This window comes from Spirillospora sp. NPDC049652 (assembly GCF_040675125.1).
In the GTDB taxonomy this organism is placed as follows: Bacteria; Actinomycetota; Actinomycetes; order Streptosporangiales; family Streptosporangiaceae; genus Spirillospora.
This window is the reverse complement of the sequence record NZ_JBFAOF010000592.1, coordinates 1-4,570: the sequence shown is the minus strand read 5'-3', so window position 1 is coordinate 4,570 and position 4,570 is coordinate 1. Positions and strand designations below refer to the sequence as shown.

At 72.0% G+C, this 4,570-nt stretch carries 4 protein-coding genes and 2 riboswitches; all 4 genes read right to left on the bottom strand.

The features are described from left to right. Positions 1 to 236 precede the first annotated feature (236 nt). Positions 237 to 1,022 (bottom strand): CHAP domain-containing protein, encoded by a 786-nt coding sequence (locus tag AB0J52_RS28575; protein WP_500185583.1) that lies wholly within the window; start codon positions 1,020 to 1,022, stop codon positions 237 to 239. 8 nt (positions 1,023 to 1,030) lie between these two features. Then, positions 1,031 to 1,167, bottom strand: a riboswitch (cyclic di-AMP (ydaO/yuaA leader). A 142-nt stretch (positions 1,168 to 1,309) separates the two neighbouring features. Next, positions 1,310 to 1,789 carry a C40 family peptidase gene (locus tag AB0J52_RS28570; RefSeq protein WP_500185581.1) on the bottom strand — a complete coding sequence of 160 codons (480 nt, stop codon included), beginning with the start codon at positions 1,787 to 1,789 and terminating at the stop codon, positions 1,310 to 1,312. A 78-nt stretch (positions 1,790 to 1,867) separates the two neighbouring features. Then, positions 1,868 to 2,089, bottom strand: a riboswitch (cyclic di-AMP (ydaO/yuaA leader). A gap of 432 nt (positions 2,090 to 2,521) precedes the next feature. After that, positions 2,522 to 3,496 (bottom strand): C40 family peptidase, encoded by a 975-nt coding sequence (locus AB0J52_RS28565; RefSeq protein ID WP_500185580.1) that lies wholly within the window; start codon positions 3,494 to 3,496, stop codon positions 2,522 to 2,524. A gap of 232 nt (positions 3,497 to 3,728) precedes the next feature. After that, the coding region (locus AB0J52_RS28560) for an NYN domain-containing protein (protein WP_500185577.1) at positions 3,729 to 4,570 on the bottom strand (842 nt) is incomplete at its 5' end.

Sequence of the window (4,570 nt, the reverse complement as noted above, 5' to 3'; positions counted from 1 at the left end):
CCGAGAGCCCGCCGCCGCGGGGGCCCCACGGTGAGGTGGGACCCCGCGGCGGCGGGCTCTGCGGTGTCGTTCTCTACGGCGCCGTTCCCGGCGGGCTGGTCCGCCACGGCGTGGTGCTCTGCCGTGCCGGGGCCTGAGGGCCGCTCAGCGGCCCGCCCGGAAGCGGACCCCGCCCCCGTCTCCACGGCCCGCTCGTCGCCCATGCGGCGATCCTAGAGCGCGGCCGGGAGTGCCGGTCACTTGGCGTAGCCGGGGTACCCGTAGCCGACGATGGTGTCGCTCGGACGGGTCTTGACCTCGACCGAACCGCCGTCGGTGTTGCCCTCGACGGTCTTGACGGTGCCGTCGCCGTTGCCCTTGATCACCATGCCGACGTGCTGGATGGAGTCGAGGCTCTTGCTGCCGTTCCAGGCGAAGAACACGACCGCGCCGGGCTTCGGGGTGGTGCCCCAGCGGCCCTGGCTCTTGAACCACTTGGCGTGGGCCACGGTCCAGGCGTCGGAGCCGACCTGGTGGGAGAAGCCGGCCTGGGTGCCGACCCAGGAGACGAACATGTCGCACCACTCGGCGTCGGCGTACAGGCGGAGCGCGCCGCCGTCACGGGCGAGGGTCTGCTTGGCCCGCTCGGTGCCCATGTACCACTTCTGGAACTTGGTCTTGCCCGCGCCGTCCTCGCTGATCCCGACCTGGGAGGTCGCGATCTTGATGGCCTTCTGGGCGGTGGGCATGGCCGGGGCGGCCTTGGCGGCCTTGGGGGCCTGCCCCCGCGCGGCCTGCGCGGCGTGCCGGCCGGCCTGCTCCGGAGCGGACTTCTTGAGGTTCGGGAGGGTGTTCTGGGCCATCGCGGCCTCGCTGATCCGCATGGCCGCGGCCTGCGGCTTGGCGTCGTGCGGGGTGATCGTGGAGGCGTGCGCGGCGGTCGCGGCGACGGTCCCGACGACGGCGGCGCCGGCGACGAGGGCGCTGGTGGTGCGCAGCGACTGGAAGACAGGCTGAAGCTTGCTGGTACGCGTGGCGTTCAAGGGTGTTCTCCTCGGCTTCCATGCCGCCTACCGGGTTAGCTGTCGGGTTCGGGCGTGGAAGCTGCCCTACGGCCTCTGGGAGGCCGATTCACCCCGGTGTAGGTGGGTCCCCGGCTCCACTGGACGCGCTCGGCGCGTCGGGAGCGGACTCGGCGGCGGACGTCCTCGAAAGGCGTCCGTTACTGGATATGGACGGTCCCGCTCAGGGGACGGCTCGCACTGGAGGGCGAGCGGGGTGGGAGGGCCCGGCGGAGGTCTTCCTGCCGCCGGGCCCTGCGGACCCGCGTCTAATAAGGACGGACGGCGCCCGCGAAGGTCTTCTTGCGGTAGCTGTTCAGCTTGGCCACCCGGACGTGGTCGCCGGAGTGGGGCGCGTGGATCATGTAGAGCGTACGGCCCTTTTTCTTGTAGATGAGGCCGACATGACCCTTGCCGTTAAAGAACACAAGGTCTCCTGGCGCGAGTTTGTTCCAGGCAACCTTGTTCTTTACCGAACGGTACTGGGACGTGGTGACCCGGGGCAGCTTCACCCCGGCCTTCCGGTAGGACCACTGGACGAATCCGGAGCAGTCGAAGGCGTTCGGGCCCGCCGCGCCGTAGCGGTACGGCTTGCCCTTCTTGGAGGCGGCGTACTTCAGCGCCTTCCTGGCGAGCTTCTGGCGCTCGGCCCAGGTCTTGTGCTTGGCCTGCTTGACCACCACGCTCACGGGCTTGGCGGCCGCCGCGTGGGCGGGGGCCGGACCGGCGAGCACGACGGGCGCCGCCACGGCCGTGACGACCGTGAGGCCGCCCAGGATACGCGCGGATCGGGCTCTGCTGCTGACAGCGTTGCTGGACAGGGGTTGTCTCCTTCTTCCAGACGCCTACCGGGTTAGCTGTCGGGTTCGGGCGTGGAAGCAGCCCTACGACGGGTCCCTCACCAGGCCCGTGGGGGCCTTGAACTGGGGGCTGGGACCGCGCCGATTCACCCCGTGCGCCTTGATCGCGCCGTCCGGAAGGCCCGGACGGGCGGACGCGGTGGGTCCCCGGCTCCGCGCGCCATCGCGCGGACTCGGCGTTGCCTGCTCGCCCCAGGGGCGTGATGAGGCCGGACGACGGGACCCTGATGTCCCGCGTGCGGGCGAGCGGCGTGATGTTGTGGGAGTGGCGGGCCCGGGTAAAGGGCCGCGCACGGGCAGGGGCCGGGTAAAGGAATCCGCCGTGGCGCGCTCTCAGCGCCATGCACGCCGTTCGCGTGCGCACGGGCGGGCCGGGCCTACCGGGGGACGCGGCGCGTGGAACGCGTCGCGAGGGGGGCGGCGGCGCCTGGACGGCGTCCCGCCGGAACCGCGGCGCGTGGGGCGCGTCGCGAGGGGGACGGCGCCTGGAGGGCGCCGCGAGTGCCCACAAGGTAGCAAAGTTCAATCAGAAGGCAAATCCACCACAAAAAGGCCGTTGGGCCAGGTCAGAGACCTGGCCCAACGGCCGTGCAGCGGTGGGACCGCCCGGATCGCCCCGTCTCAGGGACGGCCGGCGCCGTACCAGGCGCTCTGGTAGTAGCCCGAGGAGATGTCGGCGATCTGGACCACGGTGCCGGTGTGCGGCGCGTGGATCATCTTGCCGTTGCCGATGTAGAGGCCCACATGCCCGAGGCTGTTGAAGAACACCAGGTCGCCGGGCTGGAGCTCGCTCTTGCTCACGTGCTTCACGTTCGCCCACTGGGCGTAGGTGTCGCGGCCGATGTCGACGCCGCCCGCCGCCCACGACTTCTCGGTCAGGCCCGAGCAGTCGTAGGAGTTCGGGCCGTCGGCGCCGTACACGTACGGCTTGCCCATCTGGGCGTAGGCGAACTCGATCGCCGCCTTCGCGCTGCCCGTGGCGGGGCCGGTGTAGTGACCTCCGCCACCCCCGCCCGGCTTGCCGTTGTCCGTGGGGTCCTGGCCACCGAGCTTGTCGAGGAGCTTCTGCTGGGCCTTGACCTGCTTGTCCAGGCCCGTCTTCTGCTTCTTCAGCTCGTTCAGCTTGGTGGTCACGTCGTCCAGCGTCTGCTGCGCCTGGGCCTTCTCCCGCGCCACGCGCTGGGCGGCGGCGAGGAACTGGGCGAGCGCGCCCGTCCGGTTGCGGGACAGCTGCGCGATGACCGCCGCCTGGTCGAGGACGACCTGCGGGTTGCCCGCCGAGACGAAACCGGTGACGGAGTCGGTGTCACCGTTCTTGTAGGCGGTCGCCGCCATCTTGGCGATCGCCTGGCGCTGGTTCTCGTAGCTGCGCTGCTGGGCGTCGGAGGCCTTCTTGGCCGCCGCGAGCTTCTTCCTGGCGGCCTTCAGCTGGCTCTGGGTCTTGTTGTACTTCTGAACCGCCTGGTCGACCTGCTCGTTCAGCTTGGTGAGCTTCTTCTTGACCTCCTCGGCGCTGGGCTTCGCGGGGGCGGCGCCGGCGAAGCCCTGGGGGAGGGTGAGCGAGGTCGCCACGGCGAGGCAGGCTGTCGCCAGCACACGGCGCGTCGTGGTGCCACGCTTGGGAACACTGGCCACGGTTCGATATGCCCCTCTCGTCCAAGACGTCAGCGGACGACACTAGCGAGGCCCCACACCAGCCACAACCGATTCCCACCGATCTGCTCTAGTTAAGCCCGGTTTACCTACCGCGGGTCACCTGAGCCTCACGATGCGCGTGTGACCGTTTTGCGAGCGCCGGACCCTGCGCGGGGCGCGGCTCGGCGGCGGCTCAGCTCCGGCCGAGGCGGCGCAGGAGGAGAGGGGACGGGACGGGCCGCGCGCCGGCGCGGCGGGCGGCGTCCTGGACCTCGCGGTCGGAGGAGACGACCACCACGGCGCGGCCGCCCGGCTCGGCGCGGACCAGCTCGCCGATCAGCTCGTCGGCGGTCTGACCGGGCTGGCTGAACAGCACCCGGACGCCGCGCGGCGCGACGGTGGCGACCGGGCTGTCGAGCTCCGCGCCGTCGAAGACGCAGGTGACCTCGGCGCGGGTCTGCGCGGCCAGCCCGCCGAGCCCGGACAGCAGCCGGACGCGCTGGTCGGCGAGGGCCAGGTCGCCGTAGCCGGTCTTGGTGACGTTGTAGCCGTCCACGACCAGGTGGACGCCGGGGAGCTGCAGGAGCCGGTCGAGCAGCTGCGGGTCTCCGTCGGACAGGGTGCGGCCGGGCAGCGCGCGGTGCGCCGGGGCCCCGGCCTCGCCGCCGGTCACCAGGTCGGCGGGACGCCCGATGGTCGAGGGCAGCGCCAGCTCGCGCCGGACGCCCTGGGCGGCGTCCACCAGCGTCTCCAGCAGCATCCGCAGCCGGACGTCGTCGAGGTTGCGGCCCTCGCGGGCGGCGCGCTTGGCGGCCTCCGCGCCCGCCTCGGCGCGGTCGAGCCGGGCGCGCATCCTGCGCAGCTCCTTCTCGGCGGCGGCGCGCGCGTCGCGGGCCTCGGCCAGCTCCCGCTCGGTGCGCTCGGCGATCTCGTCGGCGCGGGCGCGCTCGGCCTTGGCCTTGGTGCGGGCCTCGTGCAGCTTGCGGCGCAGCTCGGAGATCTCGGCCTTCGCCTCGCGCAGCTCGCCGCGCGCCC